Genomic DNA, 26,497 nt, shown 5'->3' on the forward strand with positions numbered 1-26,497 from the left:
ATTCACTTAAAGCCGGGGGATTAAAATTTCCACAATGGTTCCTCGGTCCTGGCCCGGACGAATCGTCAGGGAATACCGCTCGCCGTAATGGAGCTTAATGCGTTCGGCAATATTTTTCAGGCCTAAGCCTTCATTCTCGGGCAGCTCGGCGTCTGCAAGCCTAGGCTTGCCCGCTCCTGCTTCCTCAAGCATTTGGAGCAGCTCCTTATGCTTCGATGAGGAAATCCCTGCCCCATCATCCGTAATCCGGATCAGAATCTCCCCTTCTTCCGTCCAAATGCCCTCAATCTCGATATTTAATGGCCGGCTGTAATCCTCGAATCCATGGTTGATGCTATTTTCCACAATAGGCTGGAATACAAGGGGAATAATGCTGCATGACAGCATTTCATCCGGGACCTTTATATGCAAATGGAAAGAATCGTCAAACCGGATATTCTGAAGCTGCAAGTAATTGGCCGTATACTCCAATTCATGACGCACCGAATGGTAATTGCCTTCTTTCCCCAACGTTAAGCGAAACATGCGCGCCAAAATCTTGATCATTCCCGCTGTTTCCTCGTCGTCCTTCATCAGAGCCTTCATGCGGATGGATTCCAGCGTATTGTACAGCATGTGGGGATTGATCTGGTTCTGAAGCGCGATAAGCTTGGCTTGACGCCGCTTGATCTCCGCCATATACACATCTTCGATTAAGGTTCCGATTGTCGTGATCATGTTGTTGTAGCTGCGCACGAGACTTCCAATCTCATCGCTCGACTGTACTTGTTCGATGGGCAAATATTGGCCGGTCTCCGCCTGCTTCATCCTTCTGCGGAGCGCCTTGATAGGTTTCGTAATCGTATAACTGAGTCCAAGCGAGATAAACGTAATAACCAGGCAGCTCATCAAAATAGCGATTACGGTCATCGCTTTAATTTGATTAATTTTCTGCAACAGCTTTGAGCGAGGAATCTCGGTCTTGATAAACAGCTTCTCCTGCGAAGTCGTCCCGGTTAAAATAATCTTTCCATGGCTGCTGTCATCCTGGATATATCTCTCTCCTGAGTCAAGCACCTGTTCCCAGGACAACCGGCCGCTGGCCGCATCGGAATGGTACACAATCTCCTGCTCGCGATTGCTGATAATGACGCTGATCCCGTATTTATCCCTGGCTAGTATAAAATCAGGGTCAAGCTGCAGCAGGGCAAACGGATCCAGATCAATAAGAAGCATGCCCGCATACGCTCCGTCGGAGCTGAACAGCACTCTTCCTACCGTCACTACCGCCCCCGCGCCTTTATCCTCGTAATAGGAACGGTCATGCAAGCCGGTAATAAAAAAAGTATCCTCCGAGCTGCGGAGCTGCTTGTACCAGTCCCGCGATAACAGCATCCTTTCGTTTACTCTGCTTGTTGTTGTCGTGTATTGGTACACATTGTTCTCCTTGCTGATTAATATAGCCGTTCCTATAGCCGGCTTGAGTAAAGTAATGCGCATCAGTAATCTTTGAATAGCCACTCTTTGAATAATTAACTCGTCCATGGATAAGTTCCGCTCTTCACCAAGCTTGGAAATCACTTCGCTGTCGACCAGCACCGACTTCGTAACCTTGTCATACTCATCTATAAATTCGTTTAATGTCGTCCTGATTTGGGACGTATACAAGGAAGCGAATTCCTGTGAGGATTGTTCAAGCCCTTCCGCCGATTTATGAAAAATAAGCGTACTTACTCCAAGCAGAGGAATGACGCAGGCCAAAAGGTACCCTGCCATTAATTTGTTTTGGAATCTCATATTTCTGATCAATAATGCTGCCCTTCGCAGCCAGCCTCTTCGCTCCATATGCAACCCGCCTTCGTCCATGTTTGTAACCGATTACACGGAAATATAAATTAAGCATAATCGATAATCAAATAGTGTTTTTTAAGTTTTTACCGGGTCTTTTTTATGAATTATTGTAGTCCTTATCGTCCTGTAATCAAAATACCCTCCTCCCCGGAACGGCTCATACTTGACAGTTCTGGTTGGCAAAGCTAATATCCTTATTAAAACATACACCTGTATGTTTTAATAAGAGGGGGTGTTTGGCATGACGGATTTCACAAGCGTAAGCGGTAAAATAGCCATTGTAACCGGTGCAGCCGACGGTCTCGGCAAAGCTATCGCGCTTTGTTTTGCGGAGAACGGAATGAAGGTCGTTGTCTCCGATATTCATTCGGACAAGGGCTCGGAAGTTGTACGGGAGATTACGTCAAATGGCGGAGATGCGGTCTTTTTCAAAGCGGATGTCAGCAAAGAAGAGGATGTTAGAGGATTAATCGATTTGGCGGTTGAGACTTACGGCCGACTGGACGGTATCGTCAATAATGCGGGCATAAGCGCCGACAGCAGACCCATTCACGAATATTCCATTGAAGAATTCGATAAAATTACGGCTATTGATCTCAAGGGTGTATTTATGGGAATGAAATACGGGATCGAAGCAATCCTGAAGTCGAAATCACCGGGCGGATTTGTCATTAATGTGGCATCCCTGGCAGGAATTATGGGTAATAGTTCAATGGGTATTTATACTTCGTCCAAGCATGGGGTTGTAGGATTAACGAAAACCGCCGCCCTCGATTATGCCGCTTACAACATCACCGTCAACGCCATTTGCCCGGGAACGATCCGGACTTCGATTTGGGGAGACGCACCCGAAGAAGTGATCCAGCAATACGCGAAGATCCTCTCTCCAAACGGCAGGCTTGGCGATCCGAAGGAAGTGGCTCATGTCGCCTTATTCCTGGCCTCCGATCTTGCCCGTTACATCAGCGGTTCCGCCATTACGATCGACGCCGGCTCCCACGTTGGCAAGGTGACTCCTACGCAGTGGTCTCACCCTGAGATTCTGGACTAATAAACCTACTAAAAAATAACTTCCCGACCAGGAAGTTATTTTTCGTTTTATGCTATAATCCGCATTAAGAGCACGATTATTTGAGATTACGCTTACGATGTACGTTTAGTTCATGACCAAGAATAACCTTGAACTAAACGTTTGAGGAGTTAAAAAAAAATGATCACGACAAAAGAAAATATGTGCGAACTAGCCATTCATATGTTCAAGGAAATCGGCTTTGAACAAGTTAGCATTAATATGATTTGCAATCAGCTGAAGGTTACCCGCGGTTCCTTTTACCATCACTTTTCCAGCAAGAACGACTTATTATTATTCTGGTTTTCTTCCCAGGTCGAAAAAAATATAGCCGTTGATATGAGCTTGGCCTCTCCTAAACGGATTTTGAAGAAACAAACGATGGATTACGCTGCCATTATTCATCAGGTGGGGCATGATTTCATGTACCATATTCTAATGGCGGAATTTGAGCTTGAAGGCCGGCATTTTTACACGTATCTCCATGCGGAGGAACAGTCCGTCAGCTTAATCCATAAAGCTATCGAGCTTCAAGAAATCCATTCCGCTGAATCCGCCAAGAAGCTTTTCGACGCTTATACGGCAGCCATGGTCGGAGCTATCGTTATGTGGAAGTTTGACAATGGCCAGTTCGATATTGCCGATAAAATCGAATCCATATTCGATACGATTTTTAGTTAAGTCCCATGTTCCAACGCTCTCACTGTCAACTCTCATGCAGGCCCTTACCTTCACCTTCTATTAGGCGAAGTTGTCGTTTATAATAAGTATAGCGTTTACATTGTTTTAGGAGGGTTCATGGATGGCTGACATCGGAATGCCCGGCTTTATCCTTCTTATTATTGTTGCATTGGTGCTATTCGGCCCCAAAAAGCTTCCCGAGCTTGGTCGTGCGCTTGGCCGCACCGTTCGGGAATTTAAAACCGGCATGCATGGGCTGATGAATGAGGATGAGCCAATTGCGAAAAAGAACACAGCCGAAATCGAAATAGACCGCCCCAATTCAAAACAGCAGCTTCCGGAATAACGGAAGCTGCTGTTTTCTTATCGAATATAAAAAGGCTTTCGGCCTCAAATGATAATCTCGTAAATGCCAATGCAAATTAAAATAATTCCCCCTATAGCATTGGAATACTTTCCAACTACCGTATTAGATATTTGGTGTCCGAGACTTGACCCCAATGCAATGGTAATAATCGAGAACGCTCCTACCGAAATCGTGGTTCCCCAAGCCGATACACCGGTAACACCCGCCCCTAATCCGCTGGCAATGCAATTTAACGAAAGCGCAATTCCAAGCGTCCATGTTTCTTTCCAAGTAATAATGACCTCTCCGACTTGGTCCGCCCTATGTGATTTTTGAGCATTTGATGATTTCCTTCTGCTTGTCGCCATCAGGGACTTGATTATCGCCCACAAGCCAATGGCCATAATCATACTGCCGCCAATGGCATTCGCAAAGGATGGTGACGTATAAGTTGCAATCAGATGTCCGCATCTTATTGCGATATAAGCGGATAGCGTTGATAAAGCGGCAATAAGCAGGTTAGATTGAATAGGAATTTTTATACGCCGGGTGCCAAAGGAAAAGCCGATTCCCAAATTGTCTAAATTAGATGCAAGACCGATCCCCAAAATACTAAGCCAATGCAATTTCCTTCCCGTCTCCCCTCTTGCTGACAATAGTTCATGTTATGCCGGCTTTTCTTTATGGGTTCCTGCCTAGAGTTTCTGCGGTTTAAACGTACAGAGGCATGTCTCCGGCATGTACCGCAAGCAAAAAATAAAGAAGCATGAACGGAATACGTCCATGCTTCTTTATTTTACGATTCAGCCTTTTATCAAGTGAATTGTTTTGCGTTAATAGAGGAGGAGCTTCTCAGCAATACGGAAATGGAGCTTAACAGCAAAAATAGAAATCCACCTAACACAACGTACGGCGTACCCATTCCGGTAATAAATAGTCCGCATACCGTCGCTCCAAAGGTTGTTCCTAAATTGGCTGATGTCAGAAATAATCCGTTGGCGAACTCTGGCGCCTCCGGAGCAGCGGACGTTATCCAGTATTGGTTGATATTCGCTCCGATACCTGCCACTACTCCCCAAATTACTATAATGAAGAACATGGAAATGCCGATCTGTCCCATAGAAAACATCACGATGTAAACCGCGCCCAGCACAAAAGGAAAAATAACGGCGCATTTATAGGCGTATGTTGCGAGAAGCTTTCCTGCCAGGAAGTTTCCGACGATATTGGCCGCTCCGTAAAGGAACAACGCGAAGCTGACCGTGCTCCACGCCATATTCGTAACTGTTTCCAGATATTCGGCAAGATAACTATACACGCCGTATACGGCTCCGTTCATAAAAATAACGGCGGCGATGGAGAGCCAAATGGCCGATCTTTTCAGTACGCTTACTTGTGCCCCATAGGAAACTTTTTCGCTAACGGGCATGGCCGGCACAAAAAGGAAGGTTGCCAAAAACACGAGCGCAATCACAAGAGCAAGGAATATCATCGCCATGCTTAAGGAGGTAGCTTCGGCAATTAGACTAGTGACAGGCACACCTAGAACCATGCCAGCCGATACTCCGATAAATATTTTCGAGACTGCTTTTGGAGCCTCTTCCTTGCTGACCGACGAAGCAGCTGCCGTAAAGGCCAGTGACACATATACCGGATGAAAAAGGGCCGGAATCACCCGCGCAATTAATAACAAGGTAAAATTGGACGTTGCCGCGGAGACCGCATTGCCGAGAATAAAAATAGCGAGCACAAGCAGCATCGTTGTCTTGCGATTCATGCGCGAGAACAATAAAGGCGTAATTGGACCGGATACGGCAATGGCCAGCGCAAAAAGACTAACCGCCAGCCCGGCGGTGGCTATGCTAACAGCATAGTGCTCGGCTATTAGCGGCAATATTCCAATAACGCCCATCTCGGTATTTAGTATCCCAAAGACGCCTAATGCCAAAATAATAATCAGCCATTTATTCGGGTTTGCGGTCAATAGAAATCATCCTCACGTCGCCCCCAATCAGCCTTGATACTGATCGTCGCTTACTTTCTCCAGCCATTCAACCGCCTTGCCGTCGAGACGTTCCTGTATGGCAATATGAGTCATCGCGGTCGTTGGAGAAGCGCCATGCCAATGCTTCTCTCCCGGCGGGAACCAGACCACGTCTCCGGGGAAAATGTCCTCAATCGGTCCTCCCCAGCGTTGGATCCGTCCGCTGCCCGCGGTTACGATCAGCGTCTGGCCAAGCGGATGCGTATGCCATGCGGTCCTTGCTCCCGGCTCGAACGTAACGTTTGCTCCGGCAACGCGTGCAGGGTCCGGCGCTTCAAACAGAGGATCAATACGAACCGTTCCCGTAAAATAATCAAACGGTCCTTTGCCGGAAGGCACAGAGCCAATTCTTCTAATCGTCATTTTTATAATTCCTCCATTTCGTATTCGTTCAATAAGACCTTACTCATTCATCATCGTGCCAACGTCAATGACAAATCGGTACCGTACATCCGAAGCCAATACGCGCTCCCAGGCTTCATCGATCCGATTGGCCGAAATGACTTCGATTTCGGGAGTAATCTCGTGTTCAGCGCAAAAGTCCAGCATCTCCTGCGTTTCGCGAATTCCGCCGATAGACGACCCGGCAAACGAACGTCGCTGAGGAATCAACGAGAATACTTGAACCGGCAGCGCCTCCGATGGAGCACCAACGTTGACCAATGTACCGTCCACGGCCAAGAGCGAAAGGTACGCATTAATATCGATCTTCGCGCTTACCGTATTTACGATAAGATCAAAGGAACTAGCCAGTTGCTTGAACGTCTCCGGATCGCTTGTCGCATAATAATGGTCCGCGCCAAGCTGCAGGCCGTCTTCTTTCTTTTTCAGGGATTGCGATAAGACCGTTACCTCTGCTCCCATGGCGTGAGCGAGCTTAACGGCCATATGTCCAAGCCCGCCAAGCCCCACAACGGCAACCTTTTTGCCTGGAGCGGCTCCCCAATGTCGCAGCGGCGAATACGTTGTAATGCCGGCGCACAAAAGCGGGGCGGCCGCGTCTAACGCCAACGCGTCGGGAATTTTAACCACGAACTCTTCCTTTACGACGATATGGGTCGAATAACCGCCTTGCGTATACTGCCCGTAGCGGTCGATAGAACCGTAAGTGCCGGTCATTCCTTCCAGGCAGTACTGCTCTTCCCCTTTATGGCAGTTTGCGCACTTCCCGCAGGAATCAACCATGCAGCCTACTCCAACCCGATCGCCGACGTTATATTTGGTTACTTCCGAACCAACCTTAGAAACAATTCCGGCAATCTCGTGACCCGGAACAAAAGGATATTGCACAGCCCCCCATTCCCCCCTGGCGGAATGGATATCGGAGTGGCAAATTCCGGCAAACTTAATCTCTATAAGAATATCGCTAGGCTGCAGTTCCCTGCGCTCGATCGCCGTAAGCTCGAAAGTCCCTTCTTGACTAAATGTTGCGCGTGCATGAGCTGTAATCATGAAATAACCTCCCGGTTGATTTATTGATAATAAACATCAACATGAACTGGATAAACAAAACGCATTGTTTAATCAACTCATGTTCATTATTATATAACTTAGCAGATTGCATTCAATGGTTAAAAAGTCGGGAAATGTTGATATATCAACAACGAAGACAAAAATGTTAATTATCTTGCGAAGGCCAGGTGACTATTTCATGCCCAAAGTAGATCGAAGAATTGTTAAAACGCAGGAATCATTAAAACACGCGGTTATCGAACTCATGTCGGAAAAAAGCTTCGACGAAATTACGATTCAGGATATCGCGGACCGGGCAAATTTAAACCGCGGAACGATTTATCTGCATTATCAGGACAAATACGACTTACTGGATAAACTCATCGAAACACACTTAAACGAATTGGGGGAAATGGATAAATGGGCATGCGAAATGGATTGGGTTGACGCGCTGGTTCCTTATTTCAAATATTTCGAAGAGAATTATCTCTTTTTCTCCACGATGCTTGCCAGCAAAGAAGCGAAAGGTGCCCCGTCCTCTTTCCGAACGCGGCTGCTGAATTCTTTTATGGAGGGTTTCAAAGGGGAGATTGACAGGGAAAGCGACCGAAATACCGATTTGAGCGAAGATGTTATGCTGCAGTATGCAGGGACTGCTTATGTAGGGGTAATTGAGTGGTGGATCAGGAACGGAATGCCCCATCCACCGGAAGTTATGGCAAAGCAAGTTGGGGTTTTATTGGAACGAAGTCTTTAATTAAGAAAGCTGCCGGTCAACAAAAATAAGCACTGAGACCCTAAGGCGTCAGTGCTTATCCATTACCTTTGCATGTTCATCGCATGTACTTCCATAGAACCCAGCAGATCAGGGCGGAGATCCAAGATACGAATCCGAAAATAATGACGATCTTATTCTCGCTCCAGCCATATTTCAAACTGAAATGGTAGTGAATCGGAGCCATCCGGAACAATCTCTTTTTCGTTCGCTTGTAATACCAGACCTGCAGAATGACCGATAGTTGTTCCGCTATATAGACTGAAAATAAAATCGGAATAAGAATTTCAACCTTTTCAATAACAGCTAGAAAGGTTAGCGAACCGCCAATCGCAAGCGACCCGGTATCTCCCATAAAAGCTTTGGCCGGATAAATATTGTATAGAAATAACCCCAGCAGGCAGCCAATCATCACTAACGAAAAAGTCTTAATTTCTGTTTTGTCCGAGATCATAAAAAAGAAAAAATAAGTTGGGATCGAGACGTTAATCAGCAGCCCGTCGAGCCCATCCGTAAAGTTAATCGCATTCGCGGAGCCGACGATAAACAGCATCATTAGTATCAAGTATACCCACACCGGCAGATGAACCGCTAAGTTACGAAGCAGCAGAATATCGGAGCTCAAATGAAATTGAGTCAATAGAATATAGAGCAATAGAATCGTAAACGCAAACTGGAATACCAGCTTTGTCTTCCCCGAAATGCCCGAAGGATCCTGAAAGGCTGCCTTCTTCATATCATCCATAAAGCCTACCAGGCTGAATAGAACAAACGTTGCTCCCAGAAAAAGCACAAGCGGACTGGGATGGAAATAAACCGAGGTAAACACGCCGGTAAGCAAAATGAGTCCGGCCATGAGCGGCGTGCCGCGCTTGGCCTGATGATCCGCCGGCAGCTCAACCCGAATAGGCTGAAGCAGCTTCAGGCTGCGCAGCCCCCATATCAAGACAGGAGTAAACAAGGTCACAATAACAAATGAAATACTTAACGCAACAAGTAACGAAGTATCCACCTCAGCCTCTCTCCCCCAACCGCTAACCTGCACTTCTCCTACCATGCTTATCCAATATTTTACTGCGGTATGATTCTATCTACAATGACTCGTCAATGATAATTGCATTATAAATCTTCAAGAAAAGGAAAAAGGGAAGTACAGGACGCGCCTGTTGCTTCCCTTTTCATTGCATCAGCCAAGATCCAACGCGCTGTTCAGCAGCTGGACATCATCGACGAATAAATCTACCGAATTAGCCAGCGAACCGTTCATAATGAAGATTTGAGCTATAGTTCCTCCCGAAAAGGCCGGTTCCACGTGAAAGTAGGCGGTCTTCCAGTTGTTCGCCGTGCCATCCGGCAGACGGGAAGGTATCGTAGCCAAAAGACCCGTATTCTGAAAGACAAGCCCGGTCGTAAAGTAAAAGACTCCGATAATGACCGACGGTCCAAGCCCGGAGCCGTTCTTCGACAACGAAACCATCAGCTCGAAGCTGTTGCCGTCAGGTACGCTCACGAGCTTATAGATATAGGAGCCGGACGTCCCTCCTGCAACCTGGGCGGAGTTCGAGCCAGTCTGGCTGTAAGTCGAGTTGAGAGTGACTGTCCCGGAGGTTACCCATCCCGTCAGCCCCGATTCGAATCCGCTATTCGTGACATAATTCACGATACTCATCGCATGTTTCCCCCTCATAAATGGATTGTGAAGATATCTCATTTTATGAAGGCTTGTACGGCTTGGTTCTTCCAATGGCCTGTCTTGAAGCCCATTTCATAGAATTGCAAGAAAGAAATCAACCCCAGCCAAGTAATCCCGCATGATGGAGCGTTGATTGTGCTTATTCATATCGCGAAACGCAAGAGCTTAACTCCCCCGATCAGCAGATCGGGGTTTTCTATGCCTTCTTACAGCAATAATGGAAAGCAAGCTTTACATCATACGCGTTAAGAGTTATACTTTTTCCATGGAAAGTTAACTTTCCATATGGAGGGCGAATGCATTGAACAACCGTTTAGAAGAAATACGCAAGCAACGCGGAATCAAACAAGAAGAATTAGCGGCTGCGCTTGAAGTATCGAGACAAACAATCGGTTCGCTGGAAAACGGACGTTATAACCCATCAATCCTTTTGGCTTTTAAGATTGCTCGTTTTTTCGGTTTGAGTATCGAAGAAATTTTTATTTATGAGGAGGATGGAAAGGTATGAATAAAACGATTTCAACTTATTTTCTAGCCTTGCTAGGTATTGGGCTACTGGCGGGTGGCCTGTACTTTATCAAATCCATTGAAGATCCGCAAGGCATCCTGCAAGCCTTACCCTTCATCTGTTTTGGGCTTGGCTGTGGTATTTTCGGTCACTCTATGGGAGAAATATTCATGCTTTTCGCTAGGAAGCATAATCCCGCGGCAGCAAAGCAGCTGGAGATTGACAGGAAAGATGAACGTAATTTAGCCATCGTCAATCGGGCAAAAGCAAAAGGTTATGATATGATGGCCTTTATGTTTGTCCCCATGATTTTGGCGTTTTCTTTAATGGCTATCGATATAACCGTACTATTGCTTTTGATATTTTCCTATATGTTTATCCTCGGATACAGCACCTACTACCGTGTTAAGTACCATAAAGAGATGTAGCAATTAAAATCCTTACTCTCATTCCAGCCAGCCATAATAAAAAGCCTCGCTTCGGCTATCCCGAAGCGAGGCTTTCAGCTTTTGCCTAGTAGCCCAAAGCTGTTTTTGCGTCTTTCCATTTTTTATTTAATTTATCGAATGCAGCTTTGAGATCATCGGCTACAATATACTCTTGAACGTAATCGCCAGTTCCGATGCCGATTTGCGCTTTGTTCGCAATTTCATTGTATTTAGGATCCGTTGCTTCGCTTTCGATTAACGTCGGGTTCAGCGCTTGGAACTCCGCCAACTGCGGAATAGAGGATTGCGCCGACTTGTCGATTGGCATAAAGCCGGAATCTTCAACGTAGCCGGATTCTTTTACGAAGAACTCTACCCATGCTTTAGCGAGATCCTTGTTTTTGCTGTCTTTGCTTACGGCTACGAAATAGTCGGAACCAAGCGGTGCGTTGTATTTTCCGCTGTTATCGTATGGAAGAGGGAAGAAGCCGATATCCTCCGATGCTGCGCCAGCACCGATAATTTGAGGGATTACCCAGTTGCCAAGGAAATACATGGCCGCTTTGCCGCTTGCTACTTCGCCTTTGGACATTTCCCAGTTGTTCGTGTACAAGTCTTTCTCTACATAACCTTTTTCAACGAATGTACGGCCGATGGTTGCGAGCGTGCCCCAGGCGTTATCCAATTGGAACGGCGCATCCTCGGATACTTGCTTCGTAGCGAATTGCGGGTCGCCGTTTACGTACCAAGCGGAGCCATCTCCCCAGTTGCCCATCGGCCATTGCGCGCCATAGTTCATGTACAGCGGCGTGATCTTCGCAGCTTTCAGCTTTTCGGCATCGGCATAAAGCTCATCGAGCGTTGTTGGCACTTTATCAATGCCCGCAGCCGCGAATGCTTTCTTGTTGTATACGATACCTTGCGTGTTAACTCCGGTCGATAGACCGTAACGCTTGCCGTCAAACAACGTGTTATCCGCGAAATAAACGTTGTTGAACCATTCATCCGGAAGCGGCTCGAAATATTTGCCGTATTCCGATGTAGCCAGGCCTGCCGGGATCATCAATACGTCGCCGGCTTCCCCGGTCGTCAATCGGACTTGAATGTCGGTTGCATAGTTCGTAAGACCTTCGAATTCGATCTTCGCGTTTGGATATTTTTCCTTGAATTTTGCCGCATACCGGTCGAACGTTCCATCGTTTACGTAGTCCGTTCTTTGCGTAAGCACCTTAATCGTACCGCTCAGATCGCTTGGAGCATCAGTTGCCGTACCAGCATCCGTCGTACCGGCATCGTTAGTCGCCGCAGCATTGTTAGCGCCGGAATTCGTAGCCGTTCCCGCATTGTTATTACCTGCATTGTTGCCCCCGCAGGCTGCCGTTAGGACGACTGTTAAAGCAAGAACCAACGAGACCGCAAATCTTTTTTTCATCGAAAGTTACCCCCTGCAATTCGAATTTAACAACTTCCATTTGCTTTGTTTCAATCTTTGGTATCGCTTACATCATCATCATAGCTTCTGGAAAAACAAATTCATATGAAGTTTTTTTGTTTTTATTGTCATCAATTATGCTAACATTTTTTGTTTTGTTAGGTTAGAAGACAATAGAAGACTACGATTAGGACGTATCTCCATCAGTTCCTTCGCCCATAATGCTCGCTTATGACTGCAGCCGCTGTTTTGCCGTACATGCAGTAATCGTCATTGGCTGCAGCTTTCTCACTCTCGTACAATCGTGCCGGCCAATCCCAAAGCATATAACCTTGCATCCATTCGCGTTTCGAGCAGGCTGCGAACATGGCTTCGTAATACCGCTTCTGCTCGAGCTCGGAAGGACCTCCGGGAAGCGACCAATCATTGGGCCTTGCAGGCGAACCCTCTCGGCTTGGACAACCGGCCTCCATGAAGAAGAACGGTTTGTCCCAAGACTTCACGGCCGCTTCGATCCGATCGAGCTGAGCTTCCCATTGATCAATGGGATAATAGCCGCTGGAGGAAATAATATCGACGGCATCCCACCAGGTAACCCGCTCCTCCTGATACTTGTCGCAATTATAGGTAATAAGCCCGCTGTAGATTTCTCGAACCTCCGCAATTAAAGCGCGCCATTCCTTATCGCGTTTGTCGGTCTGCACCATTTCGCAGCCGATACAGAGCATCTCGCAGCCTTCCGCTTCGGCAATAGCGGCATAATGCTGAATGAAAGAACGATAAGAACGGAACCACTCCGCCCAGCTCGGTTCGCCCGGCACCTCATCATCGAAGAAATTAATGTGAGCCCGCCAAGTCCCGTTTGCACAGTTAACGACCGGCTTCAAGCATACTTTTAATCCATGCCGCTTAGCTTCCCGGATCGCCCACAACACTTCATCGTCTGTTACCGTTGGTTCATTCCAATAAGGAATCACGGTGGACTGCGGAGTTTCTTGATTGGCAGCAAGAGCGATCGCCACCCAGTTTACATTCAGCTTCGTCATCTCAGACATGGAGTGAGCAGCTTCGGGACTTGCCCAAGTACCGCGCACGCCGGTCCACCCCCACGTCATTCCGTTCACATATTCATTCCATGGTTTCAACGTTGATGCACTCCCTCATGAATTCCTTTAGTTAAGTCCATTAGTCCATCCAGCTGCTTCGTCCATCCAACTACTTAACCGCGCCATTCGTAACTCCCGCAAAAATATAACGCTGGAGGAACAGGAACAGCAGCAGCGTCGGTATGAAAATAATAAGAATGCCGGCAGATATGACGTTTAATTGGGCAGCATTTGGTCCGACAAAGGAATAAATGGCTGTCGATACGACCTTCAGCTTCTGGCTCGGCATGTATAAGTACGGGGTATAGAAATCGTTGTAAATCGAAATGGTTTTCAGAATAACAAGCGTTGCCGTGGCAGGTCCCAGCAGCGGGAAAATAATAGAGCGGTAAATCCGGAATAGAGAAGCTCCTTCCATCATCGCGCTTTCGTCCAAGTCCTTAGGAATGCTATTCACAAACTGCAAATAAATAACGATCTGCAGCACGTCTGCGCCTAAATACAAAATGATCGGACCGCCCATCGTATTGTACAGATGCAGCGATTTAATAACGCTGAACGTAGCAACCTGGGTCGTGACCATCGGAATAACTTGGGCAATCAGATACATCCCCATAATCGGTTTTTTCAGCTTGAAATCGAATCTTCCTACCGCATAAGCGACCATCGTTCCGAACAAAACATTGCCGGCAACCGCAATAACGAGAATAATTAGAATATTTTTAAAACCCAGCCCAAGCTTACCGATCTCGATAACCTTGCTGAAGTTCTCAAAGTTGAATAAATCAGCAGGCATTCGGAGTCCGGACTGATAATATTCCCGCTGCGTCTTGAAGGCGCCGATAAATACGGAATACAAGGGAAAGAACACGACGAACAAGGCCATGGCCAGCGTCACGTATTTGAATATCGTAAAGGAGAATGACTCTTCTCGTTTCATCCCGTTACCTCTCCTCTCTGAACAGCAGCTTGCGTTGAATAACGATGAAGACAAGCACCATGATGAGCAGTATCACTGCCATTGCGGAAGCTAGACCGAAGTTCTGGTATTTGAACGCCGTGTCCACGGTCTTAATGACGAAGGTCGATGTGTCGTTCGCGCCTAGCAGCATGACATAAGGAATATCGAAAGCCTCGAGCGCTCCGGTCAAGGTCAGGATTAGCATCAGCTCCGTTACTTTGCGGATGCTCGGCAGCGTAATGAACCGGAACTTCTGTCTGCCGTTAGCCCCGTCGATGGATGCTGCTTCGTACAAGTCGCTTGGAATGGATTGAAGCGCTCCGATAAAAATAACCATGTTAAGCCCCATGTACTTCCACATCGAGATAAAAGCAAGCGAGAAATTGACGAGATGCTTGTTGCCAAGCCAGCTCTGCTGCCAGGATTCCAATCCGATCGAGCCAAGCAGCACGTTAAGCGACCCGTATTCCATGTGATACAGGTTTTTGAACATGATCACGGTTGCAACGCTATGCAGGACGTAAGGGATGAACAACATGGCCCGGAATCCGTTACGGCCGCGCAGCTTGCCCGTTAGAATAACCGCGAAATAGAGCGATAAAGCAACCTGGACAAGTCCTCCAATAAAATAATAGAGGTTGTTCTTCAGCGCGCCGAACACTTCCGGCTTCGTGAAAATTTCCTTGTAATTGTCGAGGCCGATGAAATTCATATCCCAGCCTAGTCCACTCCAATCGGTCAAGCTGTAATAGAGCAAGGAGATGGCAGGATAATAAGAGAAGGTCAGCGACAGCAGAACGGGAATCGTTAAAAACCCGAATAAAATAAGATAACGCTGTGTTTTATAACTGAAATTAAACAATAGGCTCCCTCGCTTTCTGTTTGATGACTGCAGGCTGAGTTGTTAACGCTTACATCATATTATAGGAGAAAGGCTCTATTAATTTAATGGACTCCGTTATTTTTTATTGTCTTCAATTTTGCTAACTTTCACCTAACTACAATCACCTAACTATGTCACGGTATTCCTTGGGTGTTTTACCGGTCATTTTTTTGAACACTTTCGTAAAATACGCCGGATCCGCATAACCTACCATCTCCCCGATCATGTAGGTTTTCAGGCCATACTCGTCGCGAAGCAGACGCTTGGCCTGTTCGATTCTCTCCGAAGTCAAATAGTCGGTTATCGTCTCGCCCGTCTCGGTTTTAAACAGCTTGCTCAGATAGCTTGGCGTCAAATAGACAAGATCAGCCAGACGCTGCAGCTCGATTTCTTCCGTATAGTGCTTCTGAAGATAAGCTTTAATGGTTTCAACCGCTTTATTCTCGGAACGCCCCTGCTCAAGCGTATGGAAACGGTCGCTCATATCCGAGCGCAGCTGAGCGGCAAAGGCTCGCCAATCCTCGAAGCTCTCGGGAGCAATGTTCTTGCCGGGCTCTCCGCCAACCGACAGCTGCCGGTCAAGCCTTTGCTTTATTTCCTCGCTTATAAGCACATGCATGTCCGAGCATACTTCCCTCAGCTCATCCCAATGGAAACGGTATTGGGCACACTCCGTCAGCCAGTTCTCGAAAGCGCGGCTTGCCAGAGCAACGTCGCATACCTGAAGGGCTGGCAAAACCTCCTTATCGATAATGCGGAGCAAGCGATATCTCTCTTCCTTATGCGCCGTTTGGTTACTTACTCCCGAGCACCCGCGAAGCTCATTATTATACCAAGCCTGTTGAAAAGCGGCCGAAGCCTCGCGATAAGCCTGCCCAAGGCGGCTGCTGCCGCTAAAAACACTGCTATATCCAATCTTTGCTTTCGTAAAGCCAGGCAATCGCTGCAGCAGCGTTACCGCCAGATCCCGCACCGTATTGGCGTGATCATTCTGTCCGATTGCGATAATGACAGCTTGTCGCAAACTCTCGTTCCTTACGATTTTGCGTTCACGCTGCCAATCGCCAGTCCATTTCTCAAGATGCTCATCGGTTATAGCCGGATCACCGCCTATAAGCAATACGGCATAATGCTCAGCAAACAACCGGCTGCGATCAAGCTCGCCGCTTACTTCCTCTTTTAATAAAGCAGGCAGTTGCCTGTCGTCAGCAAACAGCAGCAGACTGACCAAATCTTCCGATTCCAGCCGTCTGCGGTTATTCTCCTGCCTGACTTCCGCCTCCACCTTTGCAAGCATACGGTTCAGTTCGTCTAAATTAACGGGTTTAAGCAAATAATCCTTAACCTCATAGCGCAGCGCCTCGCGCACGTATTCGAAATCATTGAAGCCGCTCAGGACGGCGAATTTCGCCTTTTTCCGCATGCCGGTCACTTTTGAAATAAGCTGAATTCCGGTCATTTGCGGCATTTTAATATCTGTAATAATTAAATCCGGCTCCAGATGCTCGATTTCGTCCAGAAGCTCCTGACCGCTGCCGTAAGAGCCGATAATGACGTAGTTCTCTCCTGCCTGTTCGATCAGCTTGCACAATCCGAGTCTAATTCGTTCTTCGTCATCGACTACGATAATGTTCATAAGGTCATTCCCCCCTGCTTGGATTGAATCGGAAGTTTAATGGACACCGTTGTTCCTTCGCCTGGAACGCTGTCCACCGTAATGCCGTAAGCAGCGCCATAGCGTAATTTGAGCCGTTCGTTCACATTTCTCAGACCGATGCCGCGGCCTTCCCATACCGGCATTTGCTCCGCATCGAGCATGCTTCGCAGCCGCTGCAGCGCTTTCTCATCCATGCCGCTGCCCTCGTCTTTGACGATAAAATATTGATCTCCGCCAGCTTGCCTATAACCGATTGAAATAACTAAGTCTCCCGTCTGTTCGTCGTACGCATGATTAATCGCATTCTCAACGATTGGCTGGAAAAGCAGCTTCATCACTTCGATTTTCCCAACCGCGGGATCCTCCGGCAGCTTTAAGGAATACCTCGTTCCGTAACGATAGCTTAAAAGCTGCATATACATTCTTAAATGCTCCCATTCCTGCTCAGCCTGTACGGTCTCGCTTCCGGCATGAATGCTGTAGCGGAGCTGCTGCCCGAGCAGCTGCACCATCTGCCCTACTTCCGGATCATCATTAATGACCGCAGTCATCCGAATCGATTCAAGCGTGTTATAAATGAAATGAGGATTGATCTGACGCTGCAGACTCTCCAGCTCGATTTGTTTCTTGCGCTGCTCGATCCGGTAAATATCGTCAATTAAAGAGACAATGCGTGACATCATCCGGTTAAATGCGTTACCCACCATGCCTACTTCATCACGTCGCTTGATGGGGAACATCACATCCAGCTTCCCGGACTGAACCTGCTTCATCAGCTTAACGAGCGAGCGCAGCGGTTTGGTTAACGCGAAAATAGTGATAAGAGAGATGACAAGCGCCAGACACATCGTGGAAATGGCAGCCGCCGTCGTATAATTGCGTGTTCGCAATGCCTCGGACTTAAGCTGCTTCTCCGGGATTGAGATCAGCATCAGCCAACCGGATACCTCCGATTTGCGGTATATGACCAGCTGCGAATGATCCTTGTCTCCGATATGGAAGCTGCCTTCTTTGCCGGTTACCTGCTTAAGCAGCTCATTATCCGATAGATTTTGCAGCAAGTATTTTTGCTCACTGTCATAAATGACGTTCTTCTGCTCATCCAGGATGAGCGTTGTTCCATGCGTCGTCGCATCCAAATCTCGCACAATATTTGTAATGACCGAAATGTTCGCATCAACGGCGATGAGTCCGATAGGGTTATAGGATTTATCAATGATTTCGCGGACAACCGTAAATACATACTGCTTGCGGTTAACCGTGGTCACTTCCTGCGTGCTGACCAGCACAGGCTTGCCATTCGCTTCATCCGCAATTTGCTGCCAGTTTCCATAATAGTCGTTTAGATTCGATCGTACGCCCCCGCTCTTTATCACATAATAGGGATTGCCATAACGGTCGAACAAATAGATGTTGCTTGTACCCTCTTTAATATTGTTCATGAAATAGATGCTGCTCTCGATCTTGCGCTGAATCTTAAGCCTGACCGTATCATCCGCTGCCGTTTTGTCCGTTAATGTCCCTTTCGCTTCAAGCTCCTTTGCGTAATAGTCGTTGGACTGTTTCAACCCGGCTTGGATCTCGTCCAAATAAGACGGGATTATCGAAATTTTTTTCATATCCACCGTGTAATCGTCCAGCTTGCCAATCATCTTATCGGTGAGCTCCGATGCATAAGATACCGTGTTCCTTTCAATCGTTTGCGTGTATCGCTGCGCGGACAATAAAGTAAGCAAAGCTATGGGAACCAGAATAAGCAGGACAAAAACGATTAAGAGCTTCGCTTCCATCCGCGTTGACGGCCACTCGGTCCATATTCGCAAACGGGAACTCCATTTACTCAAATTGTCATCTCCTTTAACCGGCTGACCGGTTAGCCGCCCACCGGAAGCGCTGTCGACTCGCGTATGATGAATTCTCCTGCAAGCAATATTTTTTCCTGAAGACTATCCGGATGCTCCAATCTTCTAAGAAGCATCTCCACGGCCCGGCGGCCGATTGCTTCCTTCTGGACATTAACGGTGCTCAGCGTAGGCTTGGCCCATGCGGCATCCTCGATGTTATCAAAGCCCGTAACGGAGCATTGTCCGGGAACCTGTACCGACAGCTTGCCCAGCACGGTCATCATGCAAATGGCTATGGAATCGTTCGCGCAGACAAAGGCGGTTGGAAGCCGATGCTCGTTAACCAGCTCTTTCACAATGACTTCCAGAGCCTCGGTGATCTCACTCCGATTCCCGCCTTCAAAGGTAAGAAGTCCTTCCTCCTGATTAAGAGGCAGCCCATGCTCCTCCATCATTGTACGGTAACCGATATAGCGGTCAACGAAGCTGCGCGAATAGCGGGTATTGCCGACAAATTGCAGCTTGGTGTGACCGCAGCCAATCAAATAATTGGTGACGCGTCTCGTGCATTCCATATTATTCATGAATAGAACATCCGAAGGAATAAGCGGGTCCTCGTGATCGACGAGAACAAACGGAATGCCGAGATTCCGAATTTCGAGCAGCATTTTGGAAGCAATATAACCGACGCCAATGATGCCCAGAACGCCATTCGGATTAATGAGATTCGAGAAGTTGTCCTTGAAATTCTCGGTAACGACCAGGGCGCTTATATCGCGGTCGGCGAGCTCCTCCGTAACGCCGTCCATAATCCGTCCCCAGAAATAGGAGTCCCGCGTCTGGAACCTAACTTTCGGTACGAGTAAAATGACCGTATCCCGAGTATTGGTTATGAAGGATGCCGGTTTATTCCGTTTCGCGGCGGTATTCGTTTGTTTATTGACAAAATAACCAAGCTGGGTGGCAACGCTTACAATTTTGTCCCTCGTTTCCGCGCTAACGCCCGGCTTCCCCGAAAGCGCTTTGGATACCGCGAATTTCGAAACGCCAAGATGATCGGCGATTTGCTGCATCGTAACTTTAATAACCATGGGTTTGAGCACATCCTTTTGGCTGAATTAGCTGTATAAGCGTTATCATAACACAACTTTTGTTAGGTAAAAATGAATTTGTTTGTGCTAACAAACAAGAAAAATGCACGTACAGATGTACGTGCCGGGTTTTAGTTCACTATAGTAATTTCGTAAGCACCGATAAGATGGTCGCTCAAAAATCGAGTCCACACTTCAATTTCCTGCCCATTTGTTAAATCATCAACGGAGGCAATTTGTCTTTTCCCATCGCTTTTCTTTTTGAAAACAATCGTATCTTTTGTAACGACGAACCCTTTGGGTGCTTCTAAGGCCTTGTCCACGGACTCCCCTTGAAAAGTTATAGATCCTTCAAAATCAACAAAATCGATTTCTTTTTTAGACATCTGCAATTCGCTTATCGATCCTACTGACAACCAATGTTCGTCATCAGGCGCTGGGGTCCTCTTATCTTGGTAATAGAGAAAACCAAATACGGACAACCCCGCTGCCAACACAATGATGATTAGTGTTATTATAGTTTTTGAATTTAATCCTCTCTGAGGATAACCCATTTACCGTCCTCCCATACCATGGCATAGTTTGGATCAATTATGGAACCGTCCTTCATAAAGTAGAATACTTTTATCAATTTCATATTAGAATTGTTGATTTGTAACCACTCTTTTAAGGCTTCGGCTCTATTGTCAGGATCGTTTTGTATCCATAATATTTTTTCAACCTTATCCCGCTGCTTGTAAAATGAAGTTAGAACGCCCTTCCTGTCCAACTCAGCGAATTTTGCCTCGTCGTTCTTCTGCATAGCCTCAAACAAGCCCGTAATAGTCGATGCTATTTCTAATGGAACGGAACTATCAACAACAGGCGTCTGATCTCCAAACAACTGCGTTACATTAGTGGAAACCATTGCATCTGCATGTTGTAATTGTTCGTTTAACACCTTATTTTTTTCTTCATATGCCTTTCTTTCCAATTCTAAATGGTAAGTTACCTTCAGAATCTCTTTCTTCTTAGTATCCATTTCGCTTTTGGTTGAGCTGATTTCTTCTTCTTTCTCTTTTAATTCCCGATTCGATTCATTTAATTGTAATCGGAGGATTTCGATTTTTTTGTTCTGTGCCAAGAAAATGGAGATTAGCACGGCAGCAAGCGAAACAGTGATCAACCAAGCTTTTTTAGTTATTTCCATCACACCCTTTGGCTCACGAATATTTATTATCGATTGGGCGGAATCCCCAAATTGGCATAGCTGCTTAAACCCCAGAACTGAATAATGCTATGCAAGCAATACCTACTAATCCAACTTTTATATATAGACTCACTCTCCCCTCCTAATCATTTTGTTGTAGATAGACGCAAAGTAAACGAAATATGTTTCCAAAAATGTTTAAAAATACATGATATATAGTTACTGTTATAGCCAAAGAATTGCGATATGTTTCCTAATGAAAAAAACCGTAGACAGTCATAAAAACTGCCTACGGTTTTCTTTAGTTTTTTAGGAGGTAAACCTAACTCACCAATGTATGCTTAGTTATTCTTGCTCGTATTCTTATCTCTAAAAGAACCAACGATTCCAGTAATAAGTCCAACAATGCCAATAGTAAGTCCATACCCGCCAGCTTCATTATAAGCTAGTAAAATAACTGCTCCGAACACGGTTAGTTGAATGCCGAGCAGTTGGATTTGAACTAACCATCGGTAGCTTAATCATTAGTTATTTTTGCGTTTATTGCAATACGCTTTAAATGATTTAATAACCGATCACTATAAGAGTAGAGTATTATATTTTCATTTCCTTTATATACGTAGATAGTTGTTCGGTCCCATCGTTTAGTTCTTGTAATTAGAGATATCTCTTCAATTCTCCATCTTTTAGTCCTTTTGAAATAGGTATGATACATCAAGTAATCATTAGTTAACTCTACATATGATAGTTTGCCTAACCCAAATAGTATAAATGCCATGCCACCGATGATTGATGAAATGCCGGCTATGACCCCAACGATTGTATGCTCGGTTATAGGTAATATTGCTAAGCAAATGAATAGAAATCCCAAAAAGACATTTTTTTTACTTGGAGTATAAATTTCCACAGCCTTCTCCTTATCTCTTTGTCGGACTAATTTTATCATGAATTATTGAGCTGAATCCGGTATATCCAAATGATCGGAGTTGGTCAAATCCTAATTCCTTTTAGACCTCATTGTAACATTTATCCATTACAACTGCCCAGTATCGAAAGAAAAGCTACCGATCTTATACCGGCAGCTTCATCTTTTAATCTATTAAATTATCGTTCTCCATTCATTCCGCAGATCTAAATGAGTTCTTTCGCCATAGACAGCTTCGCTCCTGTTCAAGCCTTAATCCGCTTGTTCGAGGTAAGTTGTTCATTCAAGCGTTCCGCCAGCTCCACAAGCGCAAGCGGCTCTTCAATTATGTAATCCGGTCGTTCCGCGGGATCCAGCGATGTTTTCGGATAGCGCGAGGTCCAGTTTAAATGCACGCTTGTAATACCTTCCTGATTAGCTCCCCTGACGTCCCGCGACAGATTATTGCCAACCATAATGATCCTCTCCTTGTCCTGCTCGCCAAGCTCCATCGCACCCATAGCCGCTCTAAACATGCGCGGACTCGGCTTCTCTACCTTCAACTGCTCGGAGTAGATCAGTACTTCGAAGTAATCGTATAGGCCGTTTACCGAGAGCAAATTTTTGAACGATTGGGCTAAACCGTCAGCTACGATCGCCAGTCGATAACCACGCTCTGCCAATAATCTAACCATCTCATCGGCACCGGGAATAACTTTTCCCTCTATGACCGTGCCATGCTCATCGCGTACCTCCGTACCTTCATCGATAATCGTATCCCCGCAGTCTAGAAAAATAATAAGTTCCTTCACTTCATTGTTTTTCGTCTGTTCCCCGTTCATGCCCTTGCTCCCCTCAATGTCATTTGTTCCGCGTAATGGCAAGCCGCCATATGGTTGTCTCCGATTTCCCGCAATGCGGGCACTTCTTTCATGCATCTTTCCGTCTTGTATGCGCAGCGAGGATGAAAGTGGCAGCCGCTTGGCGGATTCGCCGGATTCGGTACCTCCCCTTCCAAGACCCATCTCCACCACCTTGCCCAAGTGCATGACGGCCACGCGGTCAGAAATATTCTCCACGATCGACAGATCGTGCGAGATGAATATATAAGTGATTTTATATTGCTCCTGCAGATCCTTCAACAGATTAATGATTTGGGCTTGAATCGACACGTCCAGCGCAGATACGGCTTCATCGCATACGATCAGCCTCGGCTGGGTAATGAGCGCCCGTGCAATAGCGATCCGCTGCCGCAGCCCGCCGGAAAAAGCATACGGATAACGTTTAAGATAGCTGACGGTTAAGCCCGTTTTCTCCGCGATCGCCGACACATTCCGTTCCACCTCCGACTTGGGCAGTTTAAAGTTGCAGTAAACGCCATGCCTTACTTGCGTGAGATTAAATTTCTCTTTCAAACAAAAAAACTCCCGGAAAGGGAGTTAAGATGCAAAATGCATAATCAGGATTATCCTTTGACTGCCCCTTCCGTAATGCCTTGAATGATCCACCGCTGGAAGAACGCGAAAATCAGGACAATCGGAATCGACGAAAGGATCAGGGATGCAAGAATAAGCGCCCAGTCCCGGCTGTATTTGCCGAAGAACATGTTGATCGTCAGAACAAGCGTATATTGACGGTAATCGTTCAAGAGCAGCACCGGCAGCAGGAAGTCATTCCACAGCCAAAGCAAGTTCAGCACAACAATCGTAAACGTAATGGGCAGGAGCAACGGGAAAATGATCAGGAAGAACCCTTTCCACTCGCCGCAGCCGTCCATGCTCGCGGATTCGTCCAGCTCCCGGGGGATGCCTTTAACGAAACCGTGATAGAGGAAAATCGCCATATTGACGCCGAGCCCGGCGCAGACGACTCCGAGGCCAAGGGGCGAACCCTGCAGCCCGAGATCGCGAGCCATCTTAGTCAGCGTAACCATGATCGTCTGGAACGGAATAAGCATGGACGCGACGAACAGCATGAAAATCCAGCTGCTCAGCCTACTTCTGGTGCGGGACAGCTTATAACCAGCCAAAGAGCTGCACGCAACGATGCCTACGATGCCCGTTACAGTTACGATGACGGTATTCCAGCCGCTTCGGAGCATGTTCGCTTTCTTGAATGCTTCCGTGTAATTATCGAATTTCAATGCAGACGGCAAGCCCAACACGGAGTTGTATACTTCACCCTCCGACTTGAATGAATTGACGATAGCCATGTAGATCGGGAAAAGAAAGTATACCGCCAGAACGGCAAGCACGGCCCAGGCCAGAACGGAATAGATGCGTCTGCTCATGCTTCCACCTCGCGCTTCTTCATCATCGATACTTGAATCATGGTGATGACGAGAATGATCAGGAACAGGATGATTGCTTTGGCGCTGGCATAGCCGTACCGGTTATTGCCTTGGTATGCTTCCTCGAGAATATTCATCGTGATGACCTGAGTTCCCCGTCCCGGACCTCCCCCGGTTAAGGCATAGACCAGATCATATACCTTGAACGAGCTGTTTAAGGTTAGGAAGATACAGATCGTCAATGCGTGAGCGATCAGCGGCAGCGTGATGTACCTCAGCATACGGAATGGCGTTGCCCCGTCGATGATTGCCGCTTCCTTCAGGTGTAAGGGAATCCCCTGGATGGCCGACATGTAAATCAGCATCAGCGTGCCGACCCCGCCCCATAAGGATACGAGCAGAATCGACCAGAACGACACCTGAGGATCGCCGAGCCAGGACAGATTGAGGAATTTGAATACGGCGTACTCGGACAGGGCCGGAATAACCTTCGAAAAGACGAATACCCACATAAACGTACTAATAATGACGCTCAGCATGTTCGGCATAAAGAAAATCGTCCGGAACAGCCCTTTGGCCCGCGTACGGGATTCAATGAGTATCGCCAGCAGCAGGGCGACCACGTTCTGGAAGACGACCGCGAAGATCACATACTTGGCGGTAAACCAAATAGCCGAACGGAAGTAACGGTCATCCCTCAGCGCCTCGACGAAATTTTGAATGCCGACGAAGCCGTAGGTCTTGTTCAGTCCGTTCCAATCCGTGAAGCTGTAGTACGAGCCTTGGAGCATCGGGATAACCAGAAAAAGCAGATAAAGCACGAAGGCGGGCAGCACGAACAAAATGAGAGAAAAAGTCGCTTTGTAGCGTCGGCTCGTCATGATTGCATTCACTCCTTAGGGAAGACATACCCCGCTCCCGCTTGCCCCAGAGGAGGCCTTGCGGAAGCAGGATACGCTCGTTTTGATCCGGGTTCGGGTTACTTGGCGGCTGCCGCGTTGGCTTCCTTCCATGTCTTGTCCAATTGCTTAATGACGTCTTCTTTGGACAACTTCTTGTCGAAGTAGGATTGCAGCGCTTTGCCCGACTCGTCTTTAACCGCGGATGGAATCGCAGGGTCCCTGTAGGACTGGCCTTTGTTCACGTAAACGGCGGCGTCTTCTACCCAAGGGTAAGGCTTGAAGGTATGGTTCTTGGAAACCGGGTTGAATTTCAGGCTTTGGTACAGATCGTTCGACGCTTGGTCGTCGAGGATAAAGTTAAGGAGGTCGATCGCCACTTCCTTGTTCTTGCTTGTCGGAGGCACGGACAGAGCCGTAGATACCGATACGTTAATGCGCAGCGAAGCCGGGTCGTCGTTAATCGGCAGCGGAGCAACGCCGAATTCCGCCTTGTCGTTCATCTTCAGGATACTGTCCGCATCCCATGTGCCTTGTACCCACATCGCCGCTTTACCGTTCGCAAAGTCGGCCGCGCCATCGTCGTTGCCTTTCTCGAATGCGCGATCCGTGCCATTCGCGTTGACAAGATCGATAATGTCGAACATCTCCTTGATGTCCGCGAAGCTGCCTTGGTCGCTGTTCATTTTATCCATGAAGTCCGGGTGACTGCTGTTAACGAGACCGCCTACCGTCAGCGGCAGGAATAATTGCGGAATCCAGCTTTCCTTGTAGCTGAGCAGGAACGGCGTCACTTTGTTGTCCTTCAGCTTCTGCACAACCGCTTTCATCTCGGTGAGCGTATTAGGCGGCGTGATGCCTAGATCGGCAAAAATCTTTTTGTTATACAGGTAGCCCCACGACAAGCTTTCCATTGGCACTGCAACAACTTTGCCGTCCATGGAGACGAGGTCCTTGATGCCGTCGATCAACTTGCCCGCGAGCGGCTGGTCGGACAGGTCGGTCAGGTAGCCGGCTTTGTAGAAGGTAGGCATATCGTTTCCGGCATGCAGACTGAATACATCGGGTACGTCGCCCGTGGCGAGACGGGTTTTCAAAATCTGCGGTGCGTTATCCGCGCCCGGATATTCGGAGTTAAACGTGACTTCGATGTTTTTCTCGGCCTTCTCTTTCTCCGCGAATTTCTCGAAGTAGCCGTCGAACTGCTCGCGGAAACGGTCTAGGCCGCCGAGAAAGATCTTCAACTCGACTTTCTTCGGCGCTCCCGAAGGTTTATTATCGGCCGACGTATTCGAAGGAGCATCGTTCGCCGTATTTCCGGCTCCCGCTCCGTTATTCGCATTGCCTCCACCGGAGCAGGCCGCCGTTAGTCCCAGAATTGTAACCGCTGTCAAGATCGAAATCGTTTTCTTCAT

General features: G+C 47.3%; 26 protein-coding genes. 6 read left to right on the forward strand and 20 right to left on the reverse strand.

The window, feature by feature from the left end; translation table 11 throughout:
• Nucleotides 1-6: 6 nt before the first annotated feature.
• A complete protein-coding gene (locus PGL01S_RS08175; RefSeq protein WP_127493329.1) occupies nucleotides 7-1,824 on the reverse strand; it encodes a sensor histidine kinase in 1,818 nt (605 codons plus the stop codon).
• Between the two features lie 247 nt (nucleotides 1,825-2,071).
• Between PGL01S_RS08175 and PGL01S_RS08180 the strand changes: the two genes are divergently transcribed.
• The 3 genes from PGL01S_RS08180 (at nucleotide 2,072) to PGL01S_RS08190 (ending at nucleotide 3,926) form a co-directional block, all read left to right on the forward strand.
• Nucleotides 2,072-2,881 carry an SDR family NAD(P)-dependent oxidoreductase gene (locus PGL01S_RS08180; protein WP_127493331.1) on the forward strand — a complete coding sequence of 270 codons (810 nt, stop codon included), beginning with the start codon at nucleotides 2,072-2,074 and terminating at the stop codon, nucleotides 2,879-2,881.
• A 159-nt stretch (nucleotides 2,882-3,040) separates the two neighbouring features.
• Entirely contained in the window at nucleotides 3,041-3,580 is a 540-nt protein-coding gene (locus PGL01S_RS08185) for a TetR/AcrR family transcriptional regulator (RefSeq protein ID WP_127493333.1), read from the forward strand.
• Between the two features lie 121 nt (nucleotides 3,581-3,701).
• On the forward strand, nucleotides 3,702-3,926 hold the full coding sequence (locus PGL01S_RS08190) for a twin-arginine translocase TatA/TatE family subunit (protein WP_127493335.1): 225 nt from the start codon (nucleotides 3,702-3,704) through the stop codon (nucleotides 3,924-3,926).
• Nucleotides 3,927-3,970: 44 nt separating this feature from the next.
• Here PGL01S_RS08190 and PGL01S_RS08195 read toward each other — a convergent pair whose 3' ends face one another.
• From PGL01S_RS08195 to PGL01S_RS08210, 4 genes are all read right to left on the reverse strand, one after another.
• Nucleotides 3,971-4,552 (reverse strand): manganese efflux pump, encoded by a 582-nt coding sequence (locus PGL01S_RS08195; RefSeq protein WP_127493337.1) that lies wholly within the window; start codon nucleotides 4,550-4,552, stop codon nucleotides 3,971-3,973.
• Between the two features lie 188 nt (nucleotides 4,553-4,740).
• Entirely contained in the window at nucleotides 4,741-5,910 is a 1,170-nt protein-coding gene (locus PGL01S_RS08200; RefSeq protein WP_127493339.1) for an MFS transporter, read from the reverse strand.
• Nucleotides 5,911-5,937: 27 nt separating this feature from the next.
• A complete protein-coding gene (locus PGL01S_RS08205) occupies nucleotides 5,938-6,333 on the reverse strand; it encodes a (R)-mandelonitrile lyase (RefSeq protein WP_127493342.1) in 396 nt (131 codons plus the stop codon).
• Between the two features lie 39 nt (nucleotides 6,334-6,372).
• The gene (locus PGL01S_RS08210) at nucleotides 6,373-7,422 is read right to left on the reverse strand and encodes an NAD(P)-dependent alcohol dehydrogenase (protein ID WP_127493344.1); all 1,050 of its coding nucleotides are present in this window, start codon (nucleotides 7,420-7,422) and stop codon (nucleotides 6,373-6,375) included.
• A 199-nt stretch (nucleotides 7,423-7,621) separates the two neighbouring features.
• Between PGL01S_RS08210 and PGL01S_RS08215 the strand changes: the two genes are divergently transcribed.
• Nucleotides 7,622-8,179: a TetR/AcrR family transcriptional regulator gene (locus tag PGL01S_RS08215; protein ID WP_127493592.1), complete on the forward strand. Its 558-nt coding sequence runs from the start codon at nucleotides 7,622-7,624 to the stop codon at nucleotides 8,177-8,179.
• Between the two features lie 76 nt (nucleotides 8,180-8,255).
• On the opposite strand, the gene mraY is transcribed toward PGL01S_RS08215, so the two are convergent.
• Entirely contained in the window at nucleotides 8,256-9,209 is a 954-nt protein-coding gene (gene mraY, locus PGL01S_RS08220; protein ID WP_127493346.1) for a phospho-N-acetylmuramoyl-pentapeptide-transferase, read from the reverse strand.
• Between the two features lie 174 nt (nucleotides 9,210-9,383).
• Nucleotides 9,384-9,866 carry an NTTRR-F1 domain gene (locus tag PGL01S_RS08225; RefSeq protein WP_164775411.1) on the reverse strand — a complete coding sequence of 161 codons (483 nt, stop codon included), beginning with the start codon at nucleotides 9,864-9,866 and terminating at the stop codon, nucleotides 9,384-9,386.
• Nucleotides 9,867-10,191: 325 nt separating this feature from the next.
• Between PGL01S_RS08225 and PGL01S_RS08230 the strand changes: the two genes are divergently transcribed.
• Together PGL01S_RS08230 and PGL01S_RS08235 are read left to right on the forward strand one after the other, a co-directional pair.
• Nucleotides 10,192-10,398 carry a helix-turn-helix transcriptional regulator gene (locus PGL01S_RS08230; protein ID WP_127493350.1) on the forward strand — a complete coding sequence of 69 codons (207 nt, stop codon included), beginning with the start codon at nucleotides 10,192-10,194 and terminating at the stop codon, nucleotides 10,396-10,398.
• Complete coding sequence (locus PGL01S_RS08235) at nucleotides 10,395-10,826, forward strand: hypothetical protein (RefSeq protein ID WP_127493353.1); 432 nt, start codon at nucleotides 10,395-10,397, stop codon at nucleotides 10,824-10,826. Before PGL01S_RS08230 ends, PGL01S_RS08235 begins: the two co-directional genes overlap by 4 nt.
• An 85-nt stretch (nucleotides 10,827-10,911) precedes the next feature.
• Here the strand turns inward: PGL01S_RS08235 and PGL01S_RS08240 are convergent, their stop codons facing one another.
• The 13 genes from PGL01S_RS08240 to PGL01S_RS08305 form a co-directional block, all read right to left on the reverse strand.
• Nucleotides 10,912-12,258 (reverse strand): ABC transporter substrate-binding protein, encoded by a 1,347-nt coding sequence (locus PGL01S_RS08240; protein WP_127493355.1) that lies wholly within the window; start codon nucleotides 12,256-12,258, stop codon nucleotides 10,912-10,914.
• Between the two features lie 203 nt (nucleotides 12,259-12,461).
• A complete protein-coding gene (locus tag PGL01S_RS08245; RefSeq protein ID WP_127493594.1) occupies nucleotides 12,462-13,373 on the reverse strand; it encodes a glycoside hydrolase family 113 in 912 nt (303 codons plus the stop codon).
• A 100-nt stretch (nucleotides 13,374-13,473) separates the two neighbouring features.
• Nucleotides 13,474-14,304: a carbohydrate ABC transporter permease gene (locus PGL01S_RS08250; RefSeq protein ID WP_127493357.1), complete on the reverse strand. Its 831-nt coding sequence runs from the start codon at nucleotides 14,302-14,304 to the stop codon at nucleotides 13,474-13,476.
• Nucleotides 14,305-14,308: 4 nt separating this feature from the next.
• Nucleotides 14,309-15,187 (reverse strand): carbohydrate ABC transporter permease, encoded by an 879-nt coding sequence (locus PGL01S_RS08255; protein WP_127493359.1) that lies wholly within the window; start codon nucleotides 15,185-15,187, stop codon nucleotides 14,309-14,311.
• Between the two features lie 142 nt (nucleotides 15,188-15,329).
• Nucleotides 15,330-16,844 carry a response regulator transcription factor gene (locus tag PGL01S_RS08260; protein WP_127493361.1) on the reverse strand — a complete coding sequence of 505 codons (1,515 nt, stop codon included), beginning with the start codon at nucleotides 16,842-16,844 and terminating at the stop codon, nucleotides 15,330-15,332.
• Nucleotides 16,841-18,709, reverse strand: a complete 1,869-nt coding sequence (locus PGL01S_RS08265; protein WP_174806536.1) for a sensor histidine kinase — start codon at nucleotides 18,707-18,709, stop codon at nucleotides 16,841-16,843. The genes PGL01S_RS08260 and PGL01S_RS08265 overlap by 4 nt, the downstream gene beginning before the upstream one ends.
• A gap of 29 nt (nucleotides 18,710-18,738) precedes the next feature.
• Nucleotides 18,739-19,800: a LacI family DNA-binding transcriptional regulator gene (locus tag PGL01S_RS08270; RefSeq protein WP_127493363.1), complete on the reverse strand. Its 1,062-nt coding sequence runs from the start codon at nucleotides 19,798-19,800 to the stop codon at nucleotides 18,739-18,741.
• A gap of 131 nt (nucleotides 19,801-19,931) precedes the next feature.
• On the reverse strand, nucleotides 19,932-20,354 hold the full coding sequence (locus tag PGL01S_RS08275; RefSeq protein ID WP_127493366.1) for a hypothetical protein: 423 nt from the start codon (nucleotides 20,352-20,354) through the stop codon (nucleotides 19,932-19,934).
• Entirely contained in the window at nucleotides 20,330-20,992 is a 663-nt protein-coding gene (locus PGL01S_RS08280) for a hypothetical protein (protein ID WP_127493368.1), read from the reverse strand. The genes PGL01S_RS08275 and PGL01S_RS08280 overlap by 25 nt, the downstream gene beginning before the upstream one ends.
• 1,167 nt (nucleotides 20,993-22,159) lie before the next feature.
• Nucleotides 22,160-23,308 (reverse strand): HAD hydrolase-like protein, encoded by a 1,149-nt coding sequence (locus tag PGL01S_RS31640; RefSeq protein ID WP_444980856.1) that lies wholly within the window; start codon nucleotides 23,306-23,308, stop codon nucleotides 22,160-22,162.
• Nucleotides 23,309-23,358: 50 nt separating this feature from the next.
• Nucleotides 23,359-24,183, reverse strand: coding sequence for a carbohydrate ABC transporter permease (locus tag PGL01S_RS08295; protein ID WP_127493372.1), 825 nt, complete (start codon nucleotides 24,181-24,183; stop codon nucleotides 23,359-23,361).
• Nucleotides 24,180-25,064 (reverse strand): carbohydrate ABC transporter permease, encoded by an 885-nt coding sequence (locus tag PGL01S_RS08300; protein ID WP_127493374.1) that lies wholly within the window; start codon nucleotides 25,062-25,064, stop codon nucleotides 24,180-24,182. Before PGL01S_RS08300 ends, PGL01S_RS08295 begins: the two co-directional genes overlap by 4 nt.
• 98 nt (nucleotides 25,065-25,162) lie before the next feature.
• Nucleotides 25,163-26,497 carry an ABC transporter substrate-binding protein gene (locus PGL01S_RS08305; RefSeq protein WP_127493376.1) on the reverse strand — a complete coding sequence of 445 codons (1,335 nt, stop codon included), beginning with the start codon at nucleotides 26,495-26,497 and terminating at the stop codon, nucleotides 25,163-25,165.

Source organism: Paenibacillus glycanilyticus NBRC 16618, from assembly GCF_004000805.1.
Taxonomy (GTDB): domain Bacteria; phylum Bacillota; class Bacilli; order Paenibacillales; family Paenibacillaceae; genus Pristimantibacillus; species Pristimantibacillus glycanilyticus.